General features: G+C 76.7%; 2 protein-coding genes and 1 pseudogene. All 3 read left to right on the forward strand.

Annotation, left to right across the window (positions count from 1 at the left end; genetic code table 11):
- Positions 1 to 42 precede the first annotated feature (42 nt).
- A pseudogene (locus MCAG_RS35850) lies at positions 43 to 552 on the forward strand (beta-ketoacyl synthase N-terminal-like domain-containing protein); the annotation flags it as partial.
- Positions 553 to 643: 91 nt separating this feature from the next.
- The gene (locus MCAG_RS35855) at positions 644 to 1,702 is read left to right on the forward strand and encodes a polyketide synthase (RefSeq protein ID WP_007076301.1); all 1,059 of its coding nucleotides are present in this window, start codon (positions 644 to 646) and stop codon (positions 1,700 to 1,702) included.
- The coding region (locus tag MCAG_RS27945; RefSeq protein ID WP_157548697.1) for a thioesterase II family protein at positions 1,699 to 2,583 on the forward strand (885 nt) is incomplete at its 3' end. The genes MCAG_RS35855 and MCAG_RS27945, both read left to right, overlap by 4 nt.

Raw genomic sequence — 2,583 nt, forward strand, 5'->3', positions numbered from 1 at the left:
GTCGTCGTCGGGCTCGCCGGCCGCTTCCCCGCCGCACCGGACGTGGCCACCCTCTGGTGGAACCTCTGCGCTGGCGTCGACGCCATCCACGACCACACCGACGCCGAGCTGACCGCCCTGGGCATCGGGCCCCGGCTGCTCGCCGACCCCCGGCACGTCCGGGCCGCCGGCCGGCTCGACGACGTGGCCGACTTCGACGCCGACTTCTTCGCCTTCGGCGCGCAGGAGGCCGCCCGCACCGACCCGCAGCACCGGCTGTTCCTGGAGACCGCTTGGGAGGCCCTGGAGGACGCCGGGCACGACCCGTCCCGGTTCCCCGGCCTGGTCGGCGTCTGCGCCGCCACCTCCGCCAACCGGTACTTCCTGTTCCACCTCATGGACAACCCGGCCGTGGTCGGCGACGTCGACCCGGACGACTGGGAAGCCCGGCTGGTCGGCCGGCAGTTCACCGACCACCTGCCCGGCCAGGTCGCGTACCGGCTCGGGCTCACCGGGCCGGCGTTGGCCGTGCAGAGCGCCTGCTCCAGCTCCCTGGTCGCGGTCTGCGTCGCCGCCCAGAGCCTCGCCGACTACCAGTGCGACATCGCCCTGGCCGGTGGGGTCAACGTGACCTGGCCCCGGTACCGGCACACCCCCGGCGGGAATGGCCTCCCCGGACGGGCGCTGCCGCGCCTTCGACGAGGCCGCCAACGGCTCCGGCTTCGGCTCCGGGGTCGGCGTCGTCGCGCTGCGCCGGCTCGCCGACGCGCAGGCCGACGGGGACCGGATCTACGCGGTGTTGCCCGGCTGGGCGGTCACCAACGACGGGGCGGACCGGGCCGGGTACGCCGTCCCCGGGCCGGCCGGGCAGGCCGCCGCTGTGGCCGGTGCGCTCGCCGCCGCCGAGGTCGCCCCCGGCGAGGTCCGGCTCATCGAGGCGCACGGCAGCGGCACCCCGCTCGGTGATGCCCTGGAGGTCGCCGCCCTGCACGAGGTGTACGCAGGCGCCGCGCCCGCCGAGTCCTGCGCGCTCGGGTCGGTGAAGACCAACATCGGCCACCTCGACGCCGCCGCCGGCATCGCCGGCCTGATCAAGGCGGTGCTCGCCGTCCAGCACGGAGTCATCCCGCCGAACCTGCACTTCACCCGCCCCCACCCCGAGATCGACCTGGCCGGCGGCCCGTTCTACGTGCCGACGAAGGCCCGGGACTGGCCGCAGGTGGCCCGCCGCGTGGCCGGGGTCAGCTCGTTCGGGCTCGGCGGCACCAACGCCCACGTGGTCGTCGAGCAGCCGCCCCCGGTCGAGCCGCCGGACGCCCCGGACGCGGCGGCGCACCTGTTGCCGGTGTCGGCGCGTACCCCCGTGGCGTTGCGTGCGGCGCTGCGCCGGCTGCGGCAGCACCTGGCCGGGGCGTCCCCGGCGCTGGCCGAGGTGGCCGCCACCCTCGCGCTCGGCCGCCGGGCGTTCGCGTGCCGGGCGGCGGTCGTCGCCGCCGACCTCGCCGACGCCCTCGCCGGCCTGGACGACCTGCTCCACACCGACGCCCGGGTCGCTGGCCCGGCCGGCGAGCTGCGGGACCTCGCTCTCGACTGGGTGGCCGGCCGCGACGTCGACTGGGCGGCCCTGCACCCCGAGGGTGGCGTCCGGCGCACCGGGCTGCCCACGTACCCCTTCGAGCGTCAGCGGCACTGGATCGACCCCCCTCAGAAAGGTGCGCGGTGAACTGGTTCGTCTCCGCCGGAAGCCGTCCCCAGGCACCGGCGCGGTTGTTCTGCCTGCCCTACGCCGGGGCCGGGGCCAGCGTGTTCCGTGACTGGCAGCGGGAGTTCGGCGCGGACGTCGAGGTGCTGCCGGTGCAGCTACCCGGGCGGGAGAACCGGATCAGCGAGGACCCGAACTTCACCGTCGCCGGCGTCGCCGCCGCGATCGCCGGGCGGGCCGACCGCCCGTACGCGATCTACGGCCACTCGATGGGCGGGCGGGTCGGCTTCGAGGTGGTCCGCGAGCTGCGCCGCACCGGCGGTCCGCTGCCGCTGCGGCTGTACGTCGGCGGGGCCCGCGCCCCGCACGTCGACGACGCGAGCCTGTTCGACGGCCTGTCGACCGTGGACGACGAGGAGCTGCTGCGCCGCCTCGGCGACGGCGGCGGGCTGCCGCCGCAGGTGCTGGCCCACCCCGAGTTGGTGGAGCTGCTGCTGCCGCTGCTGCGCGCCGACTTCGGCCGGGTCGACAGCTACCGGTACGTTGCTGGCGAGCCGGTGCCGGTGCCGATCGTGGCGTTCAGCGGCCGGTCCGACCGGGCGGTGAGCCACGCGCAGAGCGCCGCCTGGCAGCGGCACACCGCCGCCGGGTTCACCCTGCACGAGATCGACGGCGGGCACTTCTTCCTGCACGACCGACTGTCCGAGCTGGTCGCCGCGATCCGTGGCGACCTCACCGACACCCTGCGGGGCACCGCCGCCGTCCGGGTCGCCGGCGCACACGGGACCGTGCCGGCCCCGGACGGCCCGGCAAAGCCGGCGGCGGTCGACACGACGGGGGAGCAGGCCACGGCGACCCCGGGCCGCGCGGCGGACGCGACCGGGGCGGGAACCGGTGGGCAC

Origin of the sequence: Micromonospora sp. ATCC 39149 (assembly GCF_000158815.1) — a bacterium.
In the GTDB taxonomy this organism is placed as follows: domain Bacteria; phylum Actinomycetota; class Actinomycetes; order Mycobacteriales; family Micromonosporaceae; genus Micromonospora.